This window comes from Brevibacillus reuszeri, from assembly GCF_002897295.1.
GTDB classification, from domain to species: Bacteria; Bacillota; Bacilli; order Brevibacillales; family Brevibacillaceae; genus Brevibacillus; species Brevibacillus reuszeri_A.
Map to the genome: position 1 here is coordinate 248,549 of NZ_BEXF01000007.1, position 25,799 is coordinate 274,347.

The window sequence follows — 25,799 nt, forward strand, 5'->3', positions numbered from 1 at the left end:
TGCCCCATGCGCAAAAAGATGTTAAGAGACTGCTACAGCTTGCTCCACGCTTTTCGAAGCGTACGCTTGGACTGGGCAACAACGATATCAGACGATTCTATGCCAACTGGCTTCACTTCGAAAGCCACCACATTTTCCGAGCCTTCGCCGATGTAACCAATCTCCAGCAATATTTTCAAATATTCCACCAATTCATCCACGTCGTTTTCAGACCCTGGATAGCCAAATCGCGGATGTACATCGCCATAGGCAGGATCGGTTGGATTTTTAATATAGCAATTGCCAATATGGGCATGATTGATGTAATCGCGAGCTGTGTAAAGCGCATCCCGCGACGTTTCACGCTGCATGGGCAAATGGCTCAGATCGAGCATCAAGCCAAAATTCGCATCTGTTTTGCGTACTTCCTTGGCTACTTCTACTGCCAAGCGATTTGGTCCGACCAAGCATTTTTTATCAGTCGCATCGTCGAACGTTTCCAATGAGATGGACAGATTTCCTTTTGCTCTCGCATACTGGCAAATCTCTTTCAACGAATCAATCAAAAGTGCCACTGCCTTCTCTTCATTCTGGTCGGGCTTGGGACCGCTCAGCAAGCCGAGCTTCCCGGCATTCAGCTCATGCGCTTGATCGATCGCGCCTTTGATTAAATCGATTGCAAAGCGTCTTTTCTCTTCGTCAAACGAATTCAAGTCCGCTTTATTTCCGAGCAATATCGGTTGTGCACCGAAGCCTGTTGTGATTCTGCCCGATTCCAGCATCTGCGCGACTTGCTTTCGCTGCTCACTGTCGTTGATTCGCGTAATTTCAATCGCGGAAAAGAAATCATCCGTAATGATTTTGTTAACCGTCTCTACAATCGGTCCCTCTCCACCGATTGTTTGGGGATACGCCATGAAATGAACAATACCTACCTGCATGTAATGCTGGAGATCTGTTTTCATCTATCCTTCCCTGCTCCTTTCTGGATATCTTTCTCCCCTCACGACGAGAGGAGAAAGATTCGTCTTTGCTCCCAAAAGCATCGAGTTAGTTGACGCTATAATCAACGGTCGATAGTCTTCCATTTGGCGAGAAGCCGCATTCTGCTGCTGGGTCGACGATCACTTCGATGAGATAAGGCTTGCCGAGCTCTACTGCGCGTGCAAGAGCAGGCTTGATCTCTCTCCAATCCGTAACAAGCTCGCCACGAACGCCCATTCCTTCCGCTGTTTTGACGAAATCGATGCCACGGTCGCCATTTTCGCAAAGCTCATTCGTATAAATCAGGTCGGTAGAAATGCGGCGCTCGTCATACCACCAGTTTTGCTGCTGGCGAATCAGACCGAGCAAGGAGTTGTTCATGACGAATACGATGATAGGGATATTGAACTTGGCGGCTGTAGCCAAATCCTGCAGGGACATCCCCAAACTGCCGTCACCTACAATGTTTACACTTTGACGCTTTGGAAAAGCTAGCTTTGCTGCCATCGCTGCTCCCAGCCCCCAGCCCATCGTACCTGCTCCTCCTGTGATGAGATAGGAGCGCGGGACATATGTTTCGAACAATTGGCATGACCAGATTTGGCTGATCCCGCAGTCATGCGAAACAAAAGCGTCTCGGTCCAAAAATTCGCGAAGCTCACGCAAAGCACGCTGTGGCTTGATCAGATCGTTGTCAAAATCCGTCTTGCGCGCAAGGCGATTGCGCTCTTCGGTTAAATCGAGCTGCTTGATCTCCAACGCCGCAGCAGCTACATCCTTTGTCAAATCCTTGATTGTAGCAGCGAGCTTCACCATGTACGATTTAACGTCAGCGATTACCGCTACCTCTGTCTCCAAATATTTGCCGATTTGCTTTTTATCGAGATTGACGTGAACGATCTTCGTATTTTGCTTGAACTCTTCGAAGTTTCCAATGCTTCGATCTCCGAAACGTCCCCCCAGGTTGATCACGAGGTCAGCTTCCAAAATCGTTTTGTTTCCAAGCGGCGTGTTGAGCATCGTGCCCATCCGTCCTGCAAACAATGGATGATCGTTCGGGAAAGTATCGATCCCCATCACTGATGTAACGACCGGAATTTGCAAGGTTTCTGCCAGCTCTTTCAATTCAGCAGTCGCATTAGCCAGGTTTACACCGCCACCAGAGATCAGTACTGGCTTCTTGGCTTCTTTCAACAGCTCGATTGTTTTGGCAATATCTTCATCCGTCGCTTGTGGCAATTGTTCCTGTACGCTGACGAAAGCATCCAAGTCCACCTCTACCTCTGTCTTTTGTACATCTACACAAAGGTCGATCAATACGGGACCTTTTTTCCCGGTCGTTGCCGTCTCCCACGCTTCATGGAACCGTTGGACCGTTGTAGCCGCATCGTTCATCAGATAAACTTCCTTGCAGACGGGCCGCGCGATTTCGGTAACTGGCACTTCCTGAAACGATTGTGTACCGATCAGATGAGTCGCCACTTGACCTGTAAAGGCAATCATCGGTACCGAGTCCATGTAGGCTCCGTAAAGACCCGTGATAAAATTGGTTCCACCCGGCCCGGATGTGGCTGCACAAACGCCCACCTTTCCAGTCGCTCGGGAGTATGAATCGGCCATGAAAGCAGCTGTTTGTTCATGTCGAACAACATACGATTGGATGTCCGTCAATTCGCGAATCGCATCATATAATGGAAGAATCGCAACACCCGGAACACCGTATACGTGCTCGACTCCTTTTTTCTTTAAATAAAGCGCAATTGCTTCTGCTACCGTCATTTTTTGCAATGCCATGATCATGCCCCTCTTTCTTCATTCGTTCCTAAATTTTGATCGTGCCGATGATCTCTGCCAAGGTGGATCGATTCCCTACGTTTCCTGGAAAAACGATGTAGGGTGTATGGGGAAGATGTGCTTCTGACCCGGTTAGCCAGACAGGGATTCCAGGTGCAGCCTGACCGAGCACCTTTGCTTTTTTGATCGCCAAGCCTTTGGTTGCAATATCACTGGAGGTAATGCCTCCTTTGGCTACGATGAATTTTGGCGTCACACGCAGACTGCTGACTACCTCCGCCAGACTGTTCGAGATCGTTTGACTAATCGTCAAATTGTCCGATTTGTCCTTGGCCGTCACGACTTCTCTGCTTGTGTACATAACCGTGTCCTGCCCGCTTGCCATTGCTTCTTCTACCTGATCGCGCACCCGTGCCAATTCCCCTTTTCGCGAAGCTTCATCTAATAGTTCAGCTACACGTATCTCAATCGTTTGAATCTGGAACCGGGAGATGAGCTCCTGGAGCTGCTCTGTCGTTTTTTTCGTGTGCGAACCGACGATGATCAGTCCGCCGTGATTTTGGCCAGTTGCCGACATCATTTCCCGGGCAGTCAGGAAAGGCCGGTCCTCGATTCCTGCAAACGATTTGACAAAGGAAGCTGCGGTGCGGAACAAAAACCTTTTGCCCATTTCCATTGCTCGAATCAGAGCGACGGACAAAATATCGAGGTCCTCATACGAAGCTGCATTGACGATAATCGGTGCATTTCCATGTGTCGCAAGCAGCTTGGAATGTACCCGAACGACACCGCCCTCACGAATGTCCGCAAGCGAAATCGTCTGGATCGGATCGCTGGCATCAGCTCCGCCTTTTTCAATCACCCAGCTAGGGAGATGCGCATTGGAAAAGCCGAAGACCACGTCCCTAGCAAACTCCGTTTCATGTACGGGAACAAGCGTGTCGCCATCCAGCAGGTAGTGAGTATCATTAATCGTGTAGCGCCCGCCCTCCATAAAGGCAGGTATGATCAGATGACCGTCAAACTCCCACCCGGCCTCTCGGGACAATTCGTTTTGCAGTACCTGAACCTCCAACGGATAATGCCCACGCAGCGTAGAATCCCCACGGCTAATCACAGAAAAATCGATAGCCATTTCCTGCGCAGCCTCCACCAGATTGTACATGATCTCGCGGTTGATCTCTGCCGCCTTCTCGGGCTGATAGCTTCTCGTATTCGTCAAAATGTAGAGGACATGACGATCATCCGCCAAGCCTTGGCGAATCCATTCCTTGCTCCAGTCTGTAATGACGTATACATCGTGTACGGTTTGAACTCCCGTAGGATCATCATCGAGAACAATCAATTTATGCCCGGTTTGCTTCCATCTGTCCTGGATTTGTTGACGCAGACCATGCTCCTGTCTGACTGGCGGGAGGTCGCTGCGTATGGCTTCAAACGTTATGGGCGTGGATGGTGGATTCATAGAGACATCCCCCCTACAATTTGACTCTGTCTAAAAGCTCTTCGACCGTTTCCACAATGTTGGCCGCCCGCAATCCGAAGAAATCAAGCAGCTCATCCATTTTTCCAGAAACACCGAAGCGATCCTTGGTCCCGACACGCCGCAGTTGAGTCGGCTGATGCTCAGCGAGTACCTCCGCAACAGCGCTCCCCAGTCCGCCTACAATCGAATGCTCCTCGACAGTGACAACCTTGCTCGTTTTGGCCGCGGACTGTACGATCGCCTCTACATCGATCGGCTTGATTGTATGAACGTGGATTACCTCGGTACTGACGCCCCGATCTCGCAGCTGCTCTGCCGCTTTTAACACTTCACTCAACATCATGCCCGTACTAATGAGAGACACATCCGAGCCCTCAAGATAGCGTTTCGCCTTTCCAATTTGGAACGGCTCCTCGGACTTTGTGACAATCGGCACGGGCAGCTTGCCTACGCGCAAATAGACTGGACCCTCAAAATGAAAGGCAGCTTCGACTGCCTTTTCCATTTCGACCGAGTCGGCTGGGACCAGTACGGTCATCCGCGGCAATGAGCGCATCAGCGATATGTCCTCCAACGGAAGATGGGTGGCCCCCTCCTGTGCAGCAGAGGTTCCCGCATTATGTCCGACGATTTTGGCATTATTGTTGGCGTAGCAGACGGAAATCCTCATTTGATCGTAAGCGCGGCCCGTTAAAAAGTTGGCATAGGCATTCGCAAAAGGAATTTTTCCAGCAATCGCAAACCCTGCTGCTGTCCCTACCAAATCGCATTCCGAAATACCAATATTGAAAAAACGTTCTGGAAATTTATCTTTAAACAAATTGGTCATATTCGATTTCGCACAATCGGCGTCTAGAACGACCAGCTCTTTGTGCCTTTCGCCTAAACGAATCAGAGCGGCACTATATCCTTCACGAGGTGCTTTTAGCAGCGTCATTTATACCAGCTCCTTCAACGCGAATTCCAGTTCCTCATTGCTTGGCGCCAACCCGTGCCACTTATGTGTATTTTCCATAAAGGAAATCCCTTTGCCCTTGATCGTATGAGCCAAAATCGCAGTTGGCTTGCCTTTTACCTCTTTGGCTTGTCGCAGAGCATCGTCCACCTGATCCAGCTCATGTCCATCGATTTCGATCACATGCCAGCCAAACGACTTCCATTTACCAACCAGATCACCGACGCCTTTTACATTGTCCACATAATCGTCCAACTGAATCTTGTTCCAGTCGATGATGGCACAAACGTTATCCAGCTTGTAATGAGGCGTAGTCATCGCCGCTTCCCATACTTGGCCTTCCTGCAGCTCTCCGTCACCGATCATGACGTAGGAGCGGCGATTACTGCCATCCAGCTTTGCTGCCAAAGCAACTCCATTCGCTACAGACAGTCCCTGACCGAGCGAGCCCGAGGAAATATCAACTCCCGGACAATGCTCGCTGCACGGATGCCCATGCAAGCGTCCATCCACATCGCGGAAGGTCATTAGCTCTTCCACCGGAAAAAAACCTTTCTCAGCCAGTACAGAATAATAAACTGGCGTACAATGACCTTTTGATAAAAAGAAGCAATCCCTATCAGCCCATTGCGGATTTTTTGGATCGACATTCATGTGCTCAAAAAACAGTACGGTCAGAAGTTCAGTTGCTGACAACGAACCGCCAGGATGTCCACTCCCCGCATGATTGGTCATTTTGACAATGTGCCTGCGAATGGTTTTCGATAATTCCTGATAGTGCGCCAGCTTTTCCCGACTTAAAGCCATAGCGGCTCCCTCCTTCTTCGAACTCTCCTTTGTGATATGGGCAAGCACTCCAATTGTTTCTTATTAAGAAACGTCGTTTCGTTTAATGATTAAAAAAATATCTACTCACGAACAGCTGCTATTAGCTCTATTTCCACCCAAGCGTCTTTTGGCAAGCGAGCGACTTCCACCGTAGAACGAGCCGGAAGATGCGCTGTAAAATATCTGCCGTAAATTTCATTGAGCTTTGCAAAATCATTCATGTCTTTTAAGAAAACGGTCGTTTTCACCACATGCTGCAAGCTGGTACCTGCCGCTTCAAGAACGGCTTGTAGGTTGGCAAATACTTGATGCAATTGATCTTCGAAGGTTCCCTCCACAAAAGTCCCATCTGGTCTGAACGGAAGTGTCCCGGAAGTATAGACCAGATTGTCAATCTTCACCGCTTGTGAATAAGGGAGATTCGGCTGCGGTGCTTTCGGCGTGCGAATCATCTCCATCTCGATCGTCTCCTCCCTTTACTACTTTTGTTCCTTATTACGAAACAATGTTTCTATTTTATAGCGATTGTATCAACTCTGACAGCGCTTTTCAAGATACAAAAAATTAAATTTTCAGTTTTTTATTGCCACCTGTATCGCTGCTTCATAATCAGGATGTTCGGTTACTTCTGATACATATTCAGCATGAACCACTTTATTATTCTTGTCGATCACAAAAATTGCCCGTGTGAGCAAGCGCAGCTCCTCGATGACAACCCCATATGCTTTTCCAAATGATAGATCACGATAATCCGACAAAGTCTGCACCTGATCGATACCTGCTGCGCCGCACCACCGTTTTTGGGCAAATGGCAAATCCACACTGATTGTTAATACGGTAACATCTTTCAGATTCGCAGCCTCTTGATTAAATCGGCGCGTCTGCTGGTCACACACAGGCGTGTCAACGGAAGGAACGACACTGATGATGCGAACGGTGCCTTTGGAATCCTCCAGCGAAACCGGAGATAGATCATGATCCAGTACGGTAAAGCTTGGTGCTTGCTGACCTGCCTTTACTTCCTGCCCTACAAGTGTGACCGGATTTCCTTTGAAAGCTACTTGAGCCATTTTTACAAGCCTCCTTCATTTTGAGTTTGTTTCTTAATAAGAAATATCGTTTCTTAAATGAACTCACCTCTTTTATATCACATCCCTCTTGTCCTTCACAACCATTTTGTGACAAAGGAATATAACCCTATGCAAAAATAGAAGATTTACCTCACCTTGTAGCCATTGAAAAGCGCATTGAGATAATTTCCGATAGCTTTTATGTAGCTGAAGAAGATGGTGAAATTGAGGCCATCCCTTACAGGGTGGCCTATAAATTTCCTTGAAAATCATGTTTACTAGATTTCAAACGCTGTCTCCACTCATCTATTCTTTCGTTTTCGTCATTTCCCTCATAATCAACATCGCGTTCAAGAGCAAGCCTAGCGAGATGACGGGATGTGCCGCTGCCACGAATCCAATTTCTTCCGAGAAGACAGCCGTCGCGAAAATCAAAAGGGTTAGGCCGATCAGCACCAAACTCTTAATTTTTATGCCCTTGGGCAGTATGGCCGGAAAAGACAATATAAATAACAATACGGGGATAGGCGCGAAGTACATGGCGAAATTACCGTGCAGCCCCCATTGAGTCGAATCTAGGAACAGCGCAATTCCAGCCAAGAACACCTGTACCGCGATGCAGATCGAAAAAAGCACGTTCAATTTTCTAAAACCTAGCCGCGCGTATTGAGCGGCTACCGGCAGCGAAGAGCGGTTTTCGGTCATTTTGCGTACTTCCATCTTTTAAATCCTCCCTTAGACTTGCCTTTCGGAAACAGCGCGAATGAAGTAGGGGTACGGATCCAATTGAAACTCCCCTACTTTTGGATCGAGAATCGTCATTCGAATAGGGTGAACTTCCGGAATCTTCATCGAAGGATACCACCCGATGGCCATATCCCCCAGGATGAACATTCCGTGCTCGTCACCGAGCATCTGAAACGTCCTTCCGTCCCCGTTATAAGGCGTGACGTCAAATCGAGAATCTAGTCGCTGAATTGCCTCCGATACGCTGCCGCGAAGCGGAAAGCCGATCTCGCTGACATTCAGAATGGATTCGTGATCAAACGGCTTTGTTGAGGCATTGTCCATCCGATGCCGAGCGATGAGCTCCACCAGATTCCCCGAAGGATCTTCGAAATAGAAGGCATGCGCATCCATTCCTTCGAAATAAGCGATATCTTCGTTTGCCTGAATTCCTGTGTACGGAAGGGGCGCAGCGGAAAGCACCTGACAGCCTTTGGCCAGAAGCCAACTTTTCGCTTCATGAATTTGGTTCTCGGGGATATTCATTGCCAAATGGTAGGACGGCAGTATGCTACCCTCCTCCTCGTGAACGAAAGTCAATCGCGTTGCCCCGGCAACGATCGTGATTGAATGTTCCGTTATATCTGCTAAAACAAATCCAAGTCTTTCTGTGTAGAACACCTTCATTTCAGCTAAATGGGAGGTTCTCAGTTCCAGTTCGATGATTCTCATCTTACAGCCTCCTCCAGATACTTGAGTTTGTCAGGATTTGCAACTGCATAGATGGAATGAATCCTATTGTCCAAAGCCTCGAACGAGTAAACGTAAGCAATGCGTCCGCCGATCATCATTACGATTCCCGGGCTTCCGTTCACCGTAGTGATTATATAGGAATAGTGGCTATCAGGACTCCGGAACCAATCCATCCATTGCATATAAAACGGAATGACTCGCTTCGCTCCGACGACGGGCTGCTGTGCAGCCGGCGCCTTGCCACCTCCATCTGTATAATGGACGACGTCAGGAGACAGCAACTGCAACAAGCGGTTCGCATCGCCGGCAATCACGCTTTGGATGAATTGCTGCACTTGCTTCTCCGTAACAGTGCTCGCTCTTATGTCCAGCGGTTCATGGCGGATACCTTTCTTGGCCCGATGGAAAATTTGCCTGCAATTGAAGCTGCTTTTCCCCACCATGTTGGCAATCTCGTCATACGGATATTGAAACATTTCCCGCAGGAGAAACACTGCCCGCTCGACCGCGCTTAGCTGTTGCAGAAGCATCAAACAGGCCGTTGAGATCGTTTCCCTTTGTTGATAAATTTCAGAAGGGTCCAAGCTTACGCCTTCAAGATGCACGAGGGGCTCCGGCAGCCAGGTCCCCACGTAAACTTCCCGTTGTTTCGCGGACGATTGCAACAGGTTCAGGCAACGGTTTGTTACGATTTTGCACAAGTATGCCTTTACGTTCCGGATATTTGCGTCCGAAGGCAATTGGTTCATCGCCAGGAAAGCATCCTGTACGATGTCTTCCGCATCCATGACGCTTCCCAACATTCGATACGCCAGTGAGAACAATAACATCCGATAAGTTTGATATAGTTGTTCTGTGTCCATACAGACCTCCTTTCCGAAATAGTCCGTTTAGTGCGCGAGAATATGAAGGGAAGCTCGCTTCGCGCTTGCTGTCGCCCCGCCCGCCAAATATTCACCGTGTGACACCCAATCTCCAGCCACGTACAGGCCCTTGATCTGAGGGACGGCAGGACCCGGATTCTCGACCCGCTTCATATGTGGAAAGTCATGAACAACCGTCATCTTGGGCAAATACTGCTCCGCCACCACTTCCCGTCTCCAACCGGGATGAACGAGATCCATTGCTTGCTCAAGCTGTCTGCGGTCTTCTTGCGCATTGCTTCCTTGCACTTGGAACTTGATCATTTGAAACACTTGAACGTCATCGTTCTCGCTGAGTTCTAGCCCTTTGATTCGTGATGAGTTGATCATAAGGAACGGTTGATCGATGCCGTAGACAAATTGATGCTGCGGAGCGGGAAGTCGACGGAGCCCGATATCCAAACAAGCGGCCGTGATCGGAATGGCCTGCTGCTCCCACGTCCGCAGCGAAGTCAGTTCGACAGATGGAACCAGTCTGCTCGCTATCTGCGGCGATGTCGTCAGGATCACGTTGCGAACCTCTATCGTTTCGCCATTCTCGCATCGAACTCGTTGCACCCGTCCGTCATCATGCTCAACGGATATGACTTTCCTACCTGTAATCACTACCACGCCGAGCCGACGTGCTTCCGAAAACATTTCCTCGATCAGAGATCCCCAGCCTTTCTTCAAATAATACACGCCAGTGAAGGAACGTTGCATCTGTCTGAACAAAGGTCCCGCCACTTGTAAATCCGGAGCTTGCACGTATGTTCCTCCTCGGGCCAGTACGTACAGAAGATGACGTACCATCGGGCTTCCCACGTGCTCCTCCATCCAGTCTCGCAGACTCATGTGTGGAATCGTGGCCGTGTCAAGCTTGAGAATTTTCAAGAGGGTGGCTCCGAACCTGTATTTGTCCACCGCCGATAACAAGGGAGTCTTAAGCAGCGAACTGACTGCAGCTGGAAACGGGTGCACCTGCTCTTTCCAGATTCCGAATGGGGTGAACTCGTCGACTTTTCGAAAAATATCCGGATTTAAGGTTAATTCCCGGAAAATGTCGTACGCATCCCCGGCATAGAGTGCATGCGAACCCAAATTGAAGAGTATTCCGTCCTTCTTGTTCGTGATCGCCCTTCCCCCCGTCTGATTCTGACTTTCCAAAACTACGACACGTTTTCCTCCTCTTGCTAAATAAAGAGCTGCGGTCAGTCCGGCAATACCTCCACCAACAATGGCTACATCATACTTTGCAACCATTCGAAGAAGCCTCCTTCATGTGTTGTCATTAAACAAGACAGGAAGGAGGCCGAAGATGTGACAAAGTGAAAACAGCGATGTAGAAAAAAGAGCAACCCGAATAGCCCAGCCCACATTGAGTTATGACAAGAATTTATATACTTCAAACAAAAAAGCCGCATAAGTTGCGGCGACGGCAGACGTTGCATGATCAATACGGGAGCCGAATAATAAACCGACTTCCTTGATTCAGATTGCTTTGCACTTCAATGACGCCATTGTGAGAAAGTACGTATTGTTTTGCAATGGCAAGACCTAACCCTGTCCCACCGCTGACTCTTGAACGTGCTTCATCGACGCGGTAAAAACGGTCAAGCAAGTGTGGCAGGTGCTCAGGGGAAATGCCAATACCAGTATCCTGCACAATGACTGTCAAATATTGATCATTCTCATTAAGAAGCCGGAGATAGATGCCTCCTGGGCTCGGTGTATATCGGATAGCATTGGTAAGCAAATTCACCAAAACCTGTTTGATTCGATTAGCATCCACGGATATGGTTGTTTGATTGGTCCATACATCTAGTTGAATAGAAATACCTTTTTCTTCCGCAATTTGCTCCATAGCTGCGAGGAGTTTTTGTGCCAGGTCTGCCATATTAGTAGGCTCTTTTTTTACTGGCAATTCTCCTGCTTCTGCTAATGACAACGTTCGCAGATCCTCTACTAATTGGTTTAGCCGAATGAGCTCGTCCTGTAGCGGCAACAATGTCTCGGGCGGTATCATTTTCCCCTGCTGTTGCAGTGAATCCAGCTTCCCACCAATAATGGTAAGGGGGGTCCTAAGTTCATGTGCGACGTCAGCGGTTAGATTTTGACGTGCCTTTTCAGCTTGCTCCAGTTTTGTTGACATCACATTGATTGCACTCGCAATTTTGCCGTATTCATCATGCGTGTTTACATTGGTTTGAACGCCAAATTCTCCTCTTCCTAACTGTTCAATCACGGGGAGTAGCGCTCGCAGCGGAGAGGTCAACCACCGTGATAATTGGTAGGTGATGATAAGAGAGATGAGTATGAGCAACACACCGCTTACAAGTAAGATGATCACGACGGATATTGGTATGCCTATCATGATTTTATTTAAGTTTGCCACTTCTGGATCATAATAAAAAAATTGACCGACGATTTGTTCATTGATCATGATTTCTTTATGAATACCCAGGCGAGTTATTAACGTTTCAGGTGAGTCACCTAGATAACAAATGACGTTTTGATTGCTGTCCATGACAATGATGCTCGGACTTTCCTGGTGAATATCTTGTAAAAGATCGAACTGTTCAAGCCTATTCCATGAATACTTGTTGTCTAGATAATAGTTCGATAATTTGTTCGTAAGTAATCCAACTTCTTTTCCCCTTGTTTCATTTATGCTCGCGTCAATCGCGTTCTTCACAATTAGATGAGTAAGCGTAATAAATATGATGCTAATTCCCACGACCGTAGAAGTCATTGTCAGGAAAATTTTCCAGTGAAACTTCATGGCTGGTCCCCAAATCGATATCCGAATCCGTATACGGTTTGTATGTATCTTGGATTCGAAATATCGTCCTCTATTTTTTTCCGCAATCGGCTAATATGGGCATCCACTGTTCGCTCCTCGTTAAAAAGATCGTCCTCCAATGCAGCCTTTAAAAGCTGAAGACGGCTGTAGACAATACTGGGCTTGTCGGCCAGCGTCAATAAGAGCTTGAATTCCGTAGGCGTCAAACTGATTTCAACTCCACGCTTCCATACCTGATACTGTGAACGGGAAATGGTTAAGTCGCCTCTTACCAAATCTTCTTCGAACAAGGGGCTGCCATCTATCCTGCGCATCACCGAACGAATGCGCGCCAATAATTCTCGTAATGAAAAGGGTTTTGTCAGGTAATCATCGGCACCGACCTCAAGGCCGACTACTTTATCCATCTCGTCTGCCTTTGCGGTCACCATAATAATGCCGACCCGGCCCTTCTTCCTCAGTTCACGACAGACATCCAGCCCGCTCATACCGGGCATCATCCAATCAAGCACGACTACAACCGGATTTGTTTCTTTCGCTTTAGCCAGTGCCTCCGTTCCTGTTCGAGCCGTAACAACCTTGAATCCTTCACTCTGGAGAAATGAACGCATAAACTCAAGGACCTTTTCCTCATCATCCACCAATAGAATGGTTTGGTCCATCAAACTCCCTGCCTTTCCAAAGCCTCTCTTTCGTTAGTATATCCTATAGAATTTAACGCGTCATAAATGTCATGAAAGCCGCAACGGTTCGTCATAAGTTCACAACATTTTTTTGTTACGGTTAATGGGAGCTAAGGTGCTCGCTCAAGAGCATTTGGCACTTTTTTTGATAGAGGGTGATTACTATGGCATATAGGCTTAGTCACAAGAAAAAAAGCTTTCTAGTGGCGATACACGTTATTGCAGTTGCTTCATGGATCGGCGGAACATTGGGGATGCTGCTGCTTGGTTTTTATTTGCAAAATGCCGCTAATGGTGAACAACTTGCTTATACATTGGTGAGCATGGAGGTGATCGATGAAAATTTGCTTAAGTATCCTGCATTGTTCAGCTTGCTTACCGGAATCATGTTATCTGTATGGACCCAATGGGGACTTGTCAAGCACTACTGGGTCATCACGAAACTGGTCTTAACGATTATGACGATATTGATCGGCATTTTCTTTCTAAACGATTGGACAGCATCTCTTGCCGAAATGGTAGAAAAGATGGGCTTTTCAACATTGCAAAATCCGGATTTTCAAAATACATGGTTGTCCATTATCATCACGGCAAGCTTCAACTTGTTATGTTTAGTGTTGATGGTCTTTCTTACTTATTTCAAACCGTTCGGAAAGATGAAAAAGAAATAGCCACTAGAATCCACCGGAAAGGAATTTACTTTATATGACATTAGCGAAAGTTTTATAATTGATGTCTTCATCACCAATGCGATTTGGGGCTTAGTTATAGGAGGAATCGCTAAAGCCATAGGCCGTGTAAAGAGGTGGAATTTATATTAGGATACTTAATTAGAGAAGATGCAGTCTAAGACTTTTTTAGGCTGCATTCCTTTATTATTGCTGACTTAGTCTCAGGTTGCCGATTTAACCGCGTCCATTTTCACTGCGTAAAATAATTGATTTTTCTGAATGTAATTGCTACTATATATTATTAGAAACGTTATTTCTTATTAAGGAACAAGTGACAACCTATTCCTATGCCCCACCCAAAGGAGATGGAGAAACCGTGAGCAACCATACCAAAAGGCAGGTCGAAGGCATTCAAGTAACTGGTCCAGTCACCCCAGAAATAGCAGAGATTCTCTCACCCGATGCTCTTTCCTTTCTCGTCAAATTATCCAGAGCGTTTTCTGATACACGCCAAGATTTGCTTCAAAGAAGATTGGAAAGACAAGCCGAATTTGACGCAGGCAAAAAGCCTGATTTTCTCCCAGAGACGGAGCATATTCGCAATGGCGATTGGACCATTTTGTCGGTCCCTCAGGACTTGCAGGATCGGCGGGTAGAGATTACTGGGCCTTCCGGAGATCGCAAAATGGTCATCAATGCCTTGAATTCGGGAGCAAAGGCTTTTATGGCTGATTTCGAGGACGCGAATTCACCTACGTGGACAAACACTATTCATGGGCAAATCAATATGCGCGATGCAATTAACCGAACGATCGACTACGTTAGTCCGGAAGGCAAAAAATATGCTCTACATGACGAGATCGCTACACTGATCGTCCGTCCGCGCGGCTGGCATCTGGATGAAAAGCATGTGCTTGTTGACGGGAAGCCCATCTCGGGAAGTCTGTTTGATTTTGGGCTCTACTTTTTCCATAATGCTAAAAATCTATTGGCCAAAGGCTCTGGTCCATACTTTTACTTGCCGAAATTGGAAAGCCATCTGGAAGCACGTCTTTGGAATGACGTGTTTATTCTCGCGCAGGACGAACTCCAGATTCCCCAAGGAACGATCAAAGCGACGGTTCTCGTGGAAACGATTTTGGCGACCTTTGAAATGGATGAAATCTTGTACGAGCTGAGGGACCATATTGTCGGGATGAATTGTGGACGCTGGGATTACATCTTCAGCTATATCAAAAAGCTTCGCAATCATCCGGAGGTCATTCTCCCCGACCGCTCTTTGGTGACCATGTCGGTTCCGTTTATGGAAGCGTACACCTTGCTGACCATCCAAACATGTCACCGGCGCAAAGCTCATGCGATTGGAGGAATGGCTGCCCAAATTCCGATTAAAAATGATGCTGTCGCCAACGAAGAAGCGCTGCAAAAGGTCAAAGCCGATAAACAGCGGGAAGCACAAAACGGACATGACGGCTCGTGGGTAGCACATCCTGGTCTCGTGCCGATTGTAAAACAAGTATTCGATGAGATCATGCCTGCGCCGAATCAAGTGGAGAAACTAATCGAGAATTTGAACGTATCTGCCGCGGACCTCGTTCGGGTACCCGAAGGTGTTATCACCGAAAGCGGTCTGCGCACCAATATTAGTGTGAGTATTCAATATATCGAGGCCTGGCTGCGAGGTTCGGGAGCGGTTCCTATCTTCCACTTAATGGAGGATGCTGCAACCGCTGAGATTTCCAGAGCACAAATATGGCAGTGGATTCGCCATCCAAAAGGGGTTCTTGCTGATGGTAGGGACGTGACGCTGGACCTGGTACAGCAGCTCGGCGCCGAAGAGCTGGACAAGATCAAAAACACTATTGGCGAGGATGCCTTTGCCGCTGGAAAATTTGGGGTGGCTTACGAAATTTTTAGCAACCTCATCGTAAATGATCAGTTTGAGGATTTCCTGACTGTTCCGGGATATGCTTATTTGGAAGAATAGCTACTACTCTCCCATACAAAAACCTCCATTCTCTTTACGCGGAATGGAGGTTTTGTTTAGGTACCGCCGATTCTTGCAGAAATCGTCGCCGCCTTTTGCTTTACTTTTTCAATGAAGAAAGACAATCGCTCATCTGGAACCCGAAAGCTGGGAGCATTGATCGAAATAGCCCCCACTAGCTGATTTCCATATCCGATGATCGGGGCTGCGACAGCCATCGTCCCTTCTGTCTTCTCCGCGTAACTGATCGCATAGCCGTTCTGCTTGGCCTCTGCCAGTTGCTCGATGAACGTCTGCTGAGAAGCTGACGGCAGCTGAGCGCTGACTATTTTCATCATCTCTGGCGTTTTCCAATGTGCGAGAATCATTTTACTGGGGGCACCGATTGTGAGAGGAATCCGTTCCCCCAAATTCTCGTCAATGCGTATTTTCAATGGACTTTCTACTTTTTCGATCGGAATGGAATCGCCGCCTGCCGGAATGTTGAGGAAAATGCTCTCCTCTACCTCTATCGCCAGCTCCTCCATATACGGCCTCGCCACAGCGCGCAAATTCAGCTTTTCATGCAGCAGAAATCCGATTTCCATCCACGTATAGCCGGCCTTGTAATGCTTGGTGACGGGTTCCTGCTCCACCAATCCGTAGTGGATCATCGATTCGAGAAAACGGTGGAGCGTACTGATGGGCAGGCCGGTTGCGTCAACTAGCTCCGATATGGGCCAAGCAGGTTTCTCGTCTGAAATCAGTACCCGAATGATTTTCATCGTCCGCTCTATAGATTGAACCATAGTCTCCCGCCTCTACAAAAATGCGTTACGCTGACACGCTGTTATCATTAGTCGCCTGCTTTTTTGTCTTTTTACCATTGGATAGCTTGCCTTCCAGTCTGTTCACGAAGTAGGTGAAGATCATAATCAGGATCAAGTAGTACAAGCCAACAACCATGTAGGTGTCTAACTGGCGATAGTTGGACGCCGCTTCACTAAGCGCTGTCCCCCACAAATCCTGCATCCCTACATAGGCAACCAGCGAGGAATCCTTCAGCCCGATAATAAACTGGTTGCCCAAGGCAGGAATCGCTCGGCGAAATGCTTGCGGCAGAACAATTCGGCGCATAGCCAGCGGATAGGACATTCCCAATGAACGAGATGCCTCCATCTGCCCACGATCAATCGATTGGATCGCTCCACGGAAAATTTCTGCAATATATGCACCGTTGTGAACTGCTAGTGCAAGTGCCCCTGCCCAAAAGTTAGAGAGTGTGATCAGATTGGCAATCCCGAAATACAAAATCGCAATTTGTACGATCAACGGAGTACCGCGAATGACCGTAATGTACGTGTGTGCGAAGTAGTTTAATGGCTTGGAGTTTGAGATACGGAAAAAGGCAATGATCAGACCAACGATACAGCCAAGTACGAGGGCAACGGCTGTCAGCTGGAGCGTAAGCCACGCCGCTTTTAGAAAAAGAGGATAGCTGGAAACTAAAATATCAACCACGTTAGATCACTCCTCGCATGAAGTAAAACCATCACGATACCTCTATCGAGGCCTGCTCAAGGGTGAGCGACCGCGTCTCTTGGAAAAAGGGGGGCGTCCTGTCCGGACACCCCGCAACCTCGCTTACTGTTTTTGCAAAATGTCGCGACCAAACCATTTTTCGCTGATTTTTGCATAGGTACCGTCTTTTATGATTTCATCCAACGCTTTGTTAATGCGCTCTACCCCTTCTTTGTCATCCTTGCGCACAGCAATCGCTTGCTCGTCAAAGCTCAGTGGCTCACCTACGTCTTTTACTTTTCCAGCGCCTTCTTTAATAAAGCGCAAGCCTACTACCTGGTCAGTAATCACCGCATCGAGACGGCCTGTTGGCAAATCGAGCAGTGCTGTGATGTCACTGTCGTACTGTGTGATTTTATCTTCATCGGTCAGCTTTTTCGCCCAATCCAAGTAGTTGGATGCTTTTACAACACCGATTTTTTTGCCTTTCAGATCCTCTTTGGATTTGATCGTTGTATTGTCTTCATTTACAAAAATTTGGGAACCGGAGCGGTAATATGGGTTCGTAAAGGCTACGGCTTTTTGACGCTCCTCAGTCACCGTCAAGCTACCGATGATGGAATCGTATTTATTGGAATTCAAGCCTTGGATAATGGTTTCGAATGGGTTGGTGATCGGTACTGCGGTCATGCCCATTTTTTCTGCCAGGGCTTGTCCGATTTCTACGTCAAAGCCTGTGAGCGTACCATTTTCTTTAAAGCTAAACGGCTTGTACACTCCACTCATCGCGTAGGTAAATTCTTTTTTTCCGCCAGCTGCTCCAGATCCTCCAGCCGCAGGTGCGCTGCTATCTGAACCACATGCCGACAACAGGAGTGAGCCTAGCAAAACGGTAGACAGCAGAACTCCAGACCACATAGAACGTTTTTTCATTTGAAATTCCCCCATTTTTTTCTGTTGGTTTTTATTTAGCGAATGCTTCCCAAAAATTGCTTTGTCCGCTCGTTTTGCGGGTTTTCAAAGAATGTTTTGGGCGGCCCTTGCTCCAAAATAACGCCGTTGTCCATGAACACCGCCCGATCGGCAACTTCACGCGCAAAGCCCATTTCGTGAGTCACAACGATCATGGTCATCCCTTCCTGAGCAAGCTGCTTCATTACTTGCAGCACCTCTCCAACGAGCTCGGGATCGAGCGCGGAGGTAGGCTCATCGAACAACAGTACCTTTGGTTTCATCGCAAGCGCTCTGGCTATCGCTACCCGTTGCTTTTGTCCGCCAGAGAGCATATCGGGATAAACATCTGCTTTGTCCTGCAAATTTACTTTTTTCAATAATTCGAGCCCCAGCGCTTTCGCTTCTGCCGGATTCATCTTTTTGACATGGATCGGGGCCTCGATGACATTTTCCAAAGCGGTTTTATGCGGGAACAGGTTGAAATGCTGAAAGACCATGCCCACCTCTTCGCGGAAGTGGTTCAAGTTTGTCTTGTTCGGGTCGATCTGTTTGCCACCTACCCAAATCTCACCTTCATTGTATACTTCCAGAAAATTCAAACATCGGAGCAGCGTACTTTTCCCGGAACCACTCGCCCCGAGCAGTACCACCACTTCTTGTTCTTTTACTTCAAGTGTCACACCTTTTAGCACGGTTAAAGACCCAAAAGACTTCACAAGCTGTTTAACCTGAATCATCCTGCTATCCCCCTATCTCTTCGCCACGGGATGACTTGCTGTTTTCCAATAGTCGGAAAAGTTTTCTGATTTAAATTATAATTACATTTTTTCAGATATGCAAGAAAGTTTTTATTTATTCATTCATTAAAAATATGCTGATCGGAAATAAGCTTGAAATGACAAGAGTAAAACGCGAGAAAAAATCCTGCAAAAAGAGCAACGCAAAAAGCGACCCTTCGGCATTGCGCCGTGGTCGCCTTTTCATAACGTGCATGTGCAGCTTTTCCTAGCTCTTGGCTGTCTTCGGCTGCTTTTTCCCTGTTTTTTCATCGCTTGTTTTACCCAGCTCGTGCTTGATAAACAAATAGCTCTCGATCTCTCTTAGCAGGTAAAACAAGGACGCTCTCGTTTCAAACTCTTCACGTGTACGTGGCAGGTCTGTTTCCTTGATCTCCTTGCGCATGTCCCGCAGCTGATCGATAAAGCGGTAAGCGGTATTGCCCGGATGCACGGAATCACTGATCCGTTCGAGAAAATCAGCAATGTGAAGCCCCTGCGGTACCCGGGTATTGAGCGAGGAGACGATCGGCATCATCCGCTCCAATAGCTCAAATTGTTTTTCGCGCATGATGAAGTACTGGTAGTACGAATCGTCGCGGCGTCCCAAGCGATTGTCGACATCACGCGATGCCAGACGGATTGCTTTTTCCAAAAGCCCAGGAGCCTCGATCATTTCCCTCCCGTCCCAGTCGCTTTCGCCATGACGCAAATAATAGCAAAACTCCCGCAATATTTTTATAAACAGCCTTTCCACTTGTCCCTGCATGGCTTGCAGTTCTTTATCCAGACTGGGCATGTACAGATTTACGACCAACGCGACACCGACACCTACGACAAGCAGCGCCACTTCGTTTGCAATCAGCGCCACATCCATTCTTTGGGTCGAATACAAATGCATGAGCACAACGATGCTGGTGACGAAGCCCTCCTGAATTTTAAAGCGCACAGCCAGCGGCATGAAAATCAGAATTTCAATCAAAATCGCGAGAGGCGTAAAGCCAAGGACGAGAAACAAGGCTATCCCGATAGCCAATCCCAAAAAGCTTGCCAATATCCGATTCCACGCGGTTCGAAACGATTGCTTAACCGTCACCTGAATGCACAGGATCGTAATAATACCAGCAGAGGCAGGGAACATCAGGTCCAGCTGCTGGGCTAATAGGATCGAAATCGCTGTTCCGATCGCTGTTTTTAGTGTTCGATAACCAATTTTAAGCTTGAGCCAATTCAGTCGTGTTCCCCTCCATGCTACAAAAGCGGATTTACAATGTTTTGCCGCAGCTCGGGCAATATTGATACTCCGTTTTTACTCGCTCTCCGCAGTATGGACAAAAAGCCTTCTGTCCAGTAGTTTCGTCTGTCTGTTGATTCTCGCCCGCTGATTGTTGTCCGAATCTACGGTTTAGGGGATCGCCTTCTTCAATGGATTCCGTAATATCAAACAAGGACATTCTTTCCTTGGAGGTCGCGTTTTTGTAATGATAAATCGTCTGGAAAATGCCAATTGCCACAAAGATAATTCCAAACAACGGAAAAATTGTTCCGACAAGTGGAAATGGAGCATCTCGCGTCATGGCAAACGCCATGATCGTCCAAAAAATGCCGAACACAACAACGCCAAGGCTTCCGGCTGCCCCCATCGCAGACGGTCCACGACCTGGTTTGATGCTTTTCATCCGAAGCACCTCCTCTTTCCTAAATCTTACCCTAAAAATGATTGGGTCACAAACAGAAGCACCCGTTCATAAGACTGTTTTTGTCTGTGTTACGTTACGCAGCCACATCCTGAACAAGCATAGCAACCAAGTTTATCACGATCAGGCCAATGTCGGCGACTAAAAAGTCAAACGATGGAAGAGAAGCTCAAGCTGTAGCCAAAGAAAGGGACTGCCTGTCAAAAGTCATACACTCCGACTTTTGCGGCAGCCCTTCGTATCAAGCTCTATTTCTTTTGTGTTTGTTCATATAAAGTTTGAACCAGCTGTGCTACCTCTGCTCGCGTCAGTGACTCATTCGGGCTAAAGGCATTTGGGGATTTACCTGCCAGAATTCCTTTTGCATTCACCAGTGCTACTGCTGGAACCTGTTTTTTCTGTAGGTCTGTGTAAGGCGTGATGAATATGTCCGTCTTCTCTAACAGGCTTCCGTAGCCAAACAGACGGGCAAGCATGTCTGCTGCTTCTATTCGCGTAATGGCGCGATCAGGGTTGAACGTGTTACCTTCCTTGGCAATGATACCGTATCGAATTGCTTTTTGAATCGCTGGATAGTACGCGTTCTTCATATCTACGTCCGTAAACTGATAAGTCTGGTCCTCATCGTCCTCATAAAACATACCCAGATTCCGGAATTCATACCGATTTGTCAATCGCGTCAAAATTTGGGCCATTTCCCCGCGTGTCACTGCTTTCTCCGGCTCCAGCTTTCCATCCTTGGCCGTGAGCAGGTCCATGCGCACTGCGAATTCCAATGCTGCTTTTTGCGGATGCTCGTCGATGTCCTGCGGCTGCCGATTTTTTTCTGCCTCCGCATAGCTGACCCATTGTCCCGATACCGCGTCCACTACACCTTCATCTCCTACGTAACGATAGATAAGAAGTGGCTCCTTTGGCTGGGAAGGGAATCCGTAGCTGGTGTATTGTGGCTGGTAATAGGTAAGCATGAACTCTTTTTGCTTTTGCATGATTTGATTGGCTTTTGTATGATCGATGGTTGCTTTGAGTGATTTTTCAGTGGCGTTTACAGGCAATTCGTCCCAAGGAGCTCTCAGTCCTTCTGCTTCCCCTGTCTCAGGATCAACGATAACCTCAGTATACATGCTTTGAATTTCGACCCCATCCTTTAACCAACCAAAACGGACTCCGTACGATTCTCCACGCTCTATCAGCTGCTTCTGCTCTTCTGCCGATGGAGACGGCAAGAGGAACATTTCTCCCAATCGGTCAGCATAGAGCATTTTCACGAGCTGGATCGCGTTTGCCTCTGCCTTGCCCCATGGTATAACTGTTGTGAACTTGCGCCCCCGCTCCCTAAATCGAGCCCCTTCTCTCGCTTCGTATCCCTTCAATTCACCACGGTCACCGATCGTGAGCTCCACGCGCTCCTCCGAATCCGCCTTCCCTTGGAGAGGGGTAAAGGAAAAATCCCAATTCTGTCTTCGAACACCGTCCGCGCCAGTGCTGGAACCACTGCCATAGCTTCCTTCAAAGCGATAGCTGCCCGGGAACTTTTTGATGATTTGCTCAGCAATCTTTTGCGCCTCTTCCTTGGTAATGATGCGCTCTTCTCCTTTATTCTTTACGACAGTAGTTCCGAGTGGCTGGATCTTTCTCTCCACAGCCTCGGTGCCTACCGCATTAATGACCTTGCCGCTTATCGCATCTACAAACTGCGGATCATTTTCATCAAAACGATATATCAGCATATACAGATCTGAACCCGGCTCTCCACTTCTTAGAACACTTGCCTGATTCGCGAATACGAGAGAAGGCTTCGCCTGCTCAGCTAAAAGCTTTTGTCCTTCTTCAGCAGAAATCACCTGTGTAGTCGCAGGGAGCTTGCCATCATACCATTCCCGTGAGAAGGAAGTAAGCTGTCCCTCTTGGTCAAGAACGATTTGAAACCCGTTCTCCAGAAAAGGAATCTCGTTTTCCATCCGGGTAAAAGAAAAGTGATGGATAGCTTGCTGCTGGAAAAAGTAAGGGTACAGCGGTCCGAATTCGTTCGGCTTGGACAGTTTTTGTCGCTCTTCCGAAGTAGTGACTCGTTGTAAAAACTCCTCTGCTATACTTAGTGCCTGTTCTGATGAAAGCTTTTTTTGTGAAGCTGTCGTATTGACTTTGTCCCGATAGTAGGAATATTGCAGCAATTTACTGGAAGCAGCATCGATTGTAACCATGATTCGGTTGGACTTTGTGTCTTCCCAAGCGATTCGCCAAGACGATGTCCCGCTAAATGGATCGCGTTTGGCATCCAGAAAGCTCGCTCGCTCCAATTTATAATCTGCAGGGATGGTGACCCATTTTTTGGCTGCCTGGATCGCTTCCTCCTGTGAAATACTTCTGGTTTGTTCTTCGGCTGCGTACGTGACCAGTGCTCCTCCACTCATACCAATCGTAGTGAGTACGGATGTGAGCAAAATGGAGGTAGATACTCCCATCGCCACTCCCCATGATTGTCTCCGTTTTAGCACGGTAAAAACCACTCCTCTCGATATACATGCTCGTCCATTTTACCATTAATCTGGAAAATATAGCAAAAAAAAGATCTGCAAATCAGGCTAATGACTCGCCCAGCAGATCTTTTTTTCCTTGCTCTCTTATTTTATACTTCCAGCTTTTTCGCGAGCGTTTCCACGTTCAACACATTACCAACGAGGAAGTTGCCAAATTCGCCGAAGCGCGCACTTACTTCATCAAAGCGCATTTCGTACACGATGTGCTTGAATTCCAGCGGATCGTTGGCAAACAGTGTAACGCCCCACTCCCAATCGTCAAAGCCCACAGAGCCACCGATGATTTGCTTCACGCGACCAGCATAGGAACGGCCGATCAAGCCGTGGGAGCGCATCATTTCCTGACGCTCCTGCATGCTCAGCATGTACCAGTTGTCTTGCAGATCACGTTTTTTGTTCATCGGATAGAAGCAGATGTGCTCCCATTTTGGCAGGACTGGGTACAGACGGTCACGCACATGTGGGTTAGCCTTTGGATCTTCACCTGGGTTATGTACATAATTGCTCAGCTCAACTACAGATACATAAGAATACGGTGCTTCTGTATAGGCAGCAAAGCGTGTTTTATTAAATGCCGTTTTGATTTCATCCAGCTCTTGCATAGTTTCTCGCAGAAACATGAAGACCAGATCAGCCTTGTGTCCCAAAATGGAGTACACAGCCGTGCTTCCTTTTCCTTCTGCTTCATTCGCGTCCCACGTATGGATCAATTCATTCAGCTCGTCCAACGCTTCTTGACGCTCCTGGGCAGAAGCTGCTTTCCACTTTTCCCAATTGATGGTGCGGAAATTATGATACGTATACCAACCTTCTAATGTAAGCAACGCTTCGTTCGTGCTCATTTGAAAATCAGCTCCTTTGAAAAATCTGGTTATCCTGTCTTCACCATTCCCAGTATAGCATAAGCAACTGCGGTATATTCCGAACAGATTGGTGAACAACAAAAGAAACAAGCGGCGCCATACGGCTACCGCTTGTCTTCGCTACTTGCTGCTGCAACTGTCAATTGACTTGCTGCTGCCTCATCTACAATAACAGTCACATCTGGGTGATGCTGCAGCAAGGAAGCCGGCACATCCGCTGTTGGCTCTCCCTCCAGCATCAGCCGTACTGCCTCTGCTTTTGCCTCACCGCTCGCCAGAAGAACAACCTTTTTGGCACTAAGAATCGTCTTGATCCCCATCGAAACTGCTTGTGTTGGCACTTCCACTTTACTCGCAAAATAGCGGGCGTTTGCTTCGATCGTGCTCTCGGTCAGCTGCACCACTCTTGTCGTCGAATCTGCAGAGGAACCAGGCTCATTGAAGCCGATATGTCCATTGTTGCCGATCCCCAGCACTTGAATATCTACACCGCCTGCTTGGCGAATGGCTTCCTCGTAGCTTACACACTCCTGTTGAAGATCAGCGGCATCCCCCGCCGGTACATGTGTATTGCCTGCTGGCAGGTTAATATGATCGAACAGGTTTTCCTGCATATAGGCGCGATAGCTTTGCGGGTGTGTAGCTCCTAGCCCGACATATTCATCAAGATTAAAGCTGCTCGCCTGAGAAAAATCGATGCCTTCCTCCTGATGCAGCTTGATCAGCTCCCGGTACATACCTACGGGTGTACCTCCAGTTGCCAGACCCAAAACGACTTTCGGGTTGCTCTTGACTTCATCAGCGACCAGTCCTGCCGCCTTTTTGCCGAGCTCCCCGTAATCTTTTACAATTATGAGTTTCAACTCATCTCACCTCAGTCAATATTTTCTCTCCAGTACGGCCTTTGCCGTTCGTTCCTTGTACGTGAGCGCTTTTTCCTTGTTGCGCATGGCAAGTGTCGTGCAGATGACATCCAACACATGCAGCTGTGCAATTTTTGCCGCCAGTGAACCTCCCTGCAACGGACCTTCCTGAGCCGCAGTGAGCAGCGTTATATCTGCTACATTCGTAATCGGCGAGCGGCGGTAATGTGTCAAGCAGATGATGGTCGCACCTGCCTGTTTTGCCACTTTGAGCGAGTCGATCGTGTCTTTGGTACTGCCCGATACGGACAACCCGATCGCTACATCACCAGGGCCTAGTGTCGCAGCTGCCATCGCCTGCAGATGTGACTCACTCATGGCGTCTACACGCAGACCAATCCGCATAAATGCGTACTTGGCGTCCTGTGCCGTGACGGCTGAGGTACCTACTCCGTAGAAGTGGATGGAGCCCGCTTTTTGCAGCAGCTCCACGCAGCGCTCGATCTGCTCCATGTCAATCAATGCAGCTGTATCACCTATCGCCTGCTGATTGGTTGCCATTACTTTCTGGGCAATGATATCGAGGGTATCATTTTCGCCTACTTCTCCATGCAGATTTTTGGCTGGCGTAACCAGCTCCTGCGCAAGCGCCAGCTTGAATTCCTGATAGCCACGAAAGCCGATCTTCCGGCAAAAACGGAGTACCGTCGTCTCCCCTACGCCAGCCTTTTCTGCCAGATCGATGACAGAAGAGTAGATGACGCTATCCGTTTGCTGCAAGACGATACTTGCGACTTTTTGCTCTGATTTCGTAAAAGAAGGCGTGAGACTCTGTATTTGCAATAGCGTATTTGTCTTGAGAATGGTCGCTGTACCCAGACTGGACAGCTCCTCTTGGTGTCCTGCCATATGCTCCCCCTTGGGTAAAAAGGCTGATCTCATCGAGTTCTTCAGGCGCAAAACAAAAAGGCTGTATTTCTACAGC

25 protein-coding genes are annotated in these 25,799 nt (G+C 47.9%); 2 read left to right on the top strand and 23 right to left on the bottom strand.

The window, feature by feature from the left end; translation table 11 throughout:
• Positions 1–32: 32 nt before the first annotated feature.
• The 13 genes from C3B52_RS13950 to C3B52_RS14010 form a co-directional block, all read right to left on the bottom strand.
• Positions 33–944: a sugar phosphate isomerase/epimerase family protein gene (locus C3B52_RS13950; protein WP_103106690.1), complete on the bottom strand. Its 912-nt coding sequence runs from the start codon at positions 942–944 to the stop codon at positions 33–35.
• Between the two features lie 85 nt (positions 945–1,029).
• Positions 1,030–2,757 carry a thiamine pyrophosphate-binding protein gene (locus tag C3B52_RS13955; RefSeq protein WP_103106691.1) on the bottom strand — a complete coding sequence of 576 codons (1,728 nt, stop codon included), beginning with the start codon at positions 2,755–2,757 and terminating at the stop codon, positions 1,030–1,032.
• 28 nt (positions 2,758–2,785) lie between these two features.
• Positions 2,786–4,222, bottom strand: a complete 1,437-nt coding sequence (locus tag C3B52_RS13960) for a four-carbon acid sugar kinase family protein (RefSeq protein ID WP_103106692.1) — start codon at positions 4,220–4,222, stop codon at positions 2,786–2,788.
• A gap of 13 nt (positions 4,223–4,235) precedes the next feature.
• Positions 4,236–5,180 carry a transketolase family protein gene (locus tag C3B52_RS13965; RefSeq protein ID WP_103106693.1) on the bottom strand — a complete coding sequence of 315 codons (945 nt, stop codon included), beginning with the start codon at positions 5,178–5,180 and terminating at the stop codon, positions 4,236–4,238.
• A complete protein-coding gene (locus C3B52_RS13970) occupies positions 5,181–6,005 on the bottom strand; it encodes a transketolase (RefSeq protein ID WP_103106694.1) in 825 nt (274 codons plus the stop codon). It lies immediately after the preceding gene.
• 101 nt (positions 6,006–6,106) lie between these two features.
• Positions 6,107–6,484: a RidA family protein gene (locus C3B52_RS13975; RefSeq protein ID WP_103106695.1), complete on the bottom strand. Its 378-nt coding sequence runs from the start codon at positions 6,482–6,484 to the stop codon at positions 6,107–6,109.
• Positions 6,485–6,598: 114 nt separating this feature from the next.
• Positions 6,599–7,096 (bottom strand): thiol peroxidase, encoded by a 498-nt coding sequence (tpx, locus tag C3B52_RS13980; RefSeq protein WP_103106696.1) that lies wholly within the window; start codon positions 7,094–7,096, stop codon positions 6,599–6,601.
• 306 nt (positions 7,097–7,402) lie between these two features.
• On the bottom strand, positions 7,403–7,816 hold the full coding sequence (locus C3B52_RS13985) for a DUF6220 domain-containing protein (RefSeq protein ID WP_103106697.1): 414 nt from the start codon (positions 7,814–7,816) through the stop codon (positions 7,403–7,405).
• A 15-nt stretch (positions 7,817–7,831) separates the two neighbouring features.
• The gene (locus C3B52_RS13990; protein ID WP_103106698.1) at positions 7,832–8,554 is read right to left on the bottom strand and encodes a VOC family protein; all 723 of its coding nucleotides are present in this window, start codon (positions 8,552–8,554) and stop codon (positions 7,832–7,834) included.
• Positions 8,551–9,438 carry an RNA polymerase sigma-70 factor gene (locus C3B52_RS13995; protein ID WP_103106699.1) on the bottom strand — a complete coding sequence of 296 codons (888 nt, stop codon included), beginning with the start codon at positions 9,436–9,438 and terminating at the stop codon, positions 8,551–8,553. The genes C3B52_RS13990 and C3B52_RS13995 overlap by 4 nt, the downstream gene beginning before the upstream one ends.
• A 27-nt stretch (positions 9,439–9,465) precedes the next feature.
• Positions 9,466–10,740: a phytoene desaturase family protein gene (locus tag C3B52_RS14000; protein WP_103106700.1), complete on the bottom strand. Its 1,275-nt coding sequence runs from the start codon at positions 10,738–10,740 to the stop codon at positions 9,466–9,468.
• Between the two features lie 190 nt (positions 10,741–10,930).
• Positions 10,931–12,259, bottom strand: a complete 1,329-nt coding sequence (locus C3B52_RS14005; RefSeq protein WP_103106701.1) for a sensor histidine kinase — start codon at positions 12,257–12,259, stop codon at positions 10,931–10,933.
• Positions 12,256–12,942, bottom strand: coding sequence for a response regulator (locus tag C3B52_RS14010; protein WP_103106702.1), 687 nt, complete (start codon positions 12,940–12,942; stop codon positions 12,256–12,258). Before C3B52_RS14010 ends, C3B52_RS14005 begins: the two co-directional genes overlap by 4 nt.
• A 185-nt stretch (positions 12,943–13,127) precedes the next feature.
• Here C3B52_RS14010 and C3B52_RS14015 point away from each other — a divergent pair, with 185 nt between their 5' ends.
• Complete coding sequence (locus tag C3B52_RS14015; RefSeq protein WP_103106703.1) at positions 13,128–13,634, top strand: hypothetical protein; 507 nt, start codon at positions 13,128–13,130, stop codon at positions 13,632–13,634.
• Positions 13,635–14,010: 376 nt separating this feature from the next.
• Positions 14,011–15,621 (top strand): malate synthase A, encoded by a 1,611-nt coding sequence (gene aceB, locus C3B52_RS14020; protein WP_103106704.1) that lies wholly within the window; start codon positions 14,011–14,013, stop codon positions 15,619–15,621.
• 56 nt (positions 15,622–15,677) lie between these two features.
• On the opposite strand, the gene C3B52_RS14025 is transcribed toward aceB, so the two are convergent.
• The 10 genes from C3B52_RS14025 to C3B52_RS14070 form a co-directional block, all read right to left on the bottom strand.
• On the bottom strand, positions 15,678–16,409 hold the full coding sequence (locus C3B52_RS14025; RefSeq protein ID WP_103106705.1) for an IclR family transcriptional regulator: 732 nt from the start codon (positions 16,407–16,409) through the stop codon (positions 15,678–15,680).
• Between the two features lie 25 nt (positions 16,410–16,434).
• Entirely contained in the window at positions 16,435–17,121 is a 687-nt protein-coding gene (locus C3B52_RS14030) for an amino acid ABC transporter permease (protein WP_103106706.1), read from the bottom strand.
• 123 nt (positions 17,122–17,244) lie between these two features.
• Positions 17,245–18,054 (bottom strand): ABC transporter substrate-binding protein, encoded by an 810-nt coding sequence (locus C3B52_RS14035; RefSeq protein WP_103106707.1) that lies wholly within the window; start codon positions 18,052–18,054, stop codon positions 17,245–17,247.
• Positions 18,055–18,089: 35 nt separating this feature from the next.
• The gene (locus C3B52_RS14040; RefSeq protein ID WP_103106708.1) at positions 18,090–18,812 is read right to left on the bottom strand and encodes an amino acid ABC transporter ATP-binding protein; all 723 of its coding nucleotides are present in this window, start codon (positions 18,810–18,812) and stop codon (positions 18,090–18,092) included.
• Between the two features lie 268 nt (positions 18,813–19,080).
• Positions 19,081–20,085: an aromatic acid exporter family protein gene (locus C3B52_RS14045; protein ID WP_103106709.1), complete on the bottom strand. Its 1,005-nt coding sequence runs from the start codon at positions 20,083–20,085 to the stop codon at positions 19,081–19,083.
• Positions 20,086–20,116: 31 nt separating this feature from the next.
• Positions 20,117–20,530 (bottom strand): zinc ribbon domain-containing protein, encoded by a 414-nt coding sequence (locus tag C3B52_RS14050; RefSeq protein ID WP_164684780.1) that lies wholly within the window; start codon positions 20,528–20,530, stop codon positions 20,117–20,119.
• Between the two features lie 266 nt (positions 20,531–20,796).
• Positions 20,797–23,046, bottom strand: coding sequence for a YcdB/YcdC domain-containing protein (locus C3B52_RS14055; RefSeq protein ID WP_235615709.1), 2,250 nt, complete (start codon positions 23,044–23,046; stop codon positions 20,797–20,799).
• Between the two features lie 131 nt (positions 23,047–23,177).
• On the bottom strand, positions 23,178–23,930 hold the full coding sequence (gene hemQ / locus C3B52_RS14060; protein ID WP_103106711.1) for a hydrogen peroxide-dependent heme synthase: 753 nt from the start codon (positions 23,928–23,930) through the stop codon (positions 23,178–23,180).
• A gap of 125 nt (positions 23,931–24,055) precedes the next feature.
• Positions 24,056–24,814 carry a glucosamine-6-phosphate deaminase gene (gene nagB, locus C3B52_RS14065; protein WP_103106712.1) on the bottom strand — a complete coding sequence of 253 codons (759 nt, stop codon included), beginning with the start codon at positions 24,812–24,814 and terminating at the stop codon, positions 24,056–24,058.
• A 15-nt stretch (positions 24,815–24,829) separates the two neighbouring features.
• Positions 24,830–25,723: a MurR/RpiR family transcriptional regulator gene (locus tag C3B52_RS14070; RefSeq protein WP_103106713.1), complete on the bottom strand. Its 894-nt coding sequence runs from the start codon at positions 25,721–25,723 to the stop codon at positions 24,830–24,832.
• Positions 25,724–25,799 lie beyond the last annotated feature (76 nt).